The 1,015-nt window shown below is 72.5% G+C and carries 2 protein-coding genes; both read left to right on the top strand.

Going from position 1 to position 1,015, the window contains the following annotated elements:
• On the top strand, positions 1-127 hold a 127-nt coding region (locus GV126_RS37540), incomplete at its 5' end, for a phosphoenolpyruvate carboxylase (RefSeq protein WP_159675436.1).
• Between the two features lie 51 nt (positions 128-178).
• The coding region (locus GV126_RS35085) for an MBL fold metallo-hydrolase (RefSeq protein ID WP_159675434.1) at positions 179-1,015 on the top strand (837 nt) is incomplete at its 3' end.

The following is a 1,015-nucleotide window of genomic DNA, read 5'->3' as shown; positions in this document are numbered from 1 at the left end:
CCAGGTCGCCCTGCTCAAGCGGCAGCGCGACGCGGTGGCCGCCGGCCAGGAGGTCGACCCGCTGCTGGCCCGCGCCCTGCTGCTGACCGTCAACGGCGTGGCGGCCGGCCTGCGCAACACCGGCTGACCACCACGGCCGATGCCACGCCGCACTCCCCGACAGGAACGGATACGTGTCATGACAGACCGACCTCCGAAACTCTCACGCCGCGGAGCCCTGCGCGCGGCACTGGCCACCTCGGTGTCGGCCACCGGCGTGCTGGGTGCCGCTGCCCCGGCCGACAGCCGGGCCGCCGCGCCCCACGGCTTCGGTGGGGCACACCGTGCGCCCCGCATCGGGGCGCTCAACGCCCAGTCGGCCGTCCGCACCCTGACCGTGGGGGACGTACGGCTCACCTACGTCGTCGACGCGACCATGGAACTGGATCCCGTCGGTTTCCTCCCGGCCGTCCCCACCGGCTACTGGCGGGAGCACCCCGAGCAGCTGACGGCATCCGGACGCATCGCCGCCTCCGCCGGGGGAGTGCTCGTCGAACGCGGCCGGCGCAGACTGCTCATCGACGTCGGCCTCGGCAGCAACGTCCTGGCTCCCTCGCTCGGCATCTCGCACGGCGGGGCCTTGCTGCGCACCCTGCGGGCGCTCCAGGTCTCTGCGCGGTCCATCGACACCGTCGCCTTCACCCATCTGCACACCGACCACACCGGGCTGGGTTTCCTCCGCGACGACCATCAGGTGCCGCAACCGGCCTTTCCCTGCGCCGACTACCTGGTGGCCGACCGGGAGTGGGAGCCCTTCTGGCGCCGCCAGGTCACCGTAGGCGCCCCTTCCTGGGACGACTTCATGGTGCCGCTGTCCCGTGTGGTGCGGCGCTTCGGCGACGGTGACGAGATCTGGCCCGGCGTCACGGCGCTCATCACACCGGGTCACAGTCCCGGACACACCACCTATGTCATCTCGGCCACGGGGGGACGGCGCGTCCTGGTCTTCGGCGACGCCTTCCACACCCCCGCCCAG

It is taken from the genome of Streptomyces mexicanus (assembly GCF_902506575.1).
In the GTDB taxonomy this organism is placed as follows: Bacteria; Actinomycetota; Actinomycetes; order Streptomycetales; family Streptomycetaceae; genus Streptomyces; species Streptomyces mexicanus.
This window is presented reverse-complemented; position numbering and strand designations above follow the sequence as displayed.